General features: G+C 54.0%; 1 protein-coding gene. It reads left to right on the forward strand.

Annotation, left to right across the window (positions count from 1 at the left end; all coding sequences use genetic code 11):
- The coding region (locus FY251_RS21195; RefSeq protein ID WP_148416898.1) for a hypothetical protein at positions 1–362 on the forward strand (362 nt) is incomplete at its 5' end.
- Between the last annotated feature and the right edge of the window lie 101 nt (positions 363–463).

The raw sequence follows: 463 nt of genomic DNA on the forward strand, positions 1-463 counted from the left end.
CGTGCCGGCAGCTTCGGCAGGGAACGAACAACTACGTGAGCATCGTCGAACTGTCGTTCAACGCCATCGAGCGCTCGTTCCAGTTCTACCTTGTAGAGATGACGGCGGCGGAGTCAGCAGATTACATTAAACACGAGGAAGTATTCGACGACATCGCAGTGCGAAACGTCTTCTCCGACGAGGACGTCGCTGGTCGGATCGAAGCCTTCCGCTCGGAACATCGGGCACGCTTCTACTATGACATCGACCGGCCCGGTCGAGACTTCGCCATGGCAATGCACGACTTGGCGGAAGAAATCCACCAATATCTTGTGGAGTTTGCTGACGCTCACTCCCGGTGCAGCTGCGACGATCGAAAATGAATCCGTAAAGGAATTCTCTCAATTCAGGTAAAGAACCTCGGGGTAAATCCCCAAGGCACTCGCCTTACCTATCTGTAGAGGCGATGGATAGCTCTCTATAC

This window comes from Haloferax sp. KTX1 (assembly GCF_902410085.1).
GTDB lineage: Archaea > Halobacteriota > Halobacteria > Halobacteriales > Haloferacaceae > Haloferax > Haloferax massiliensis.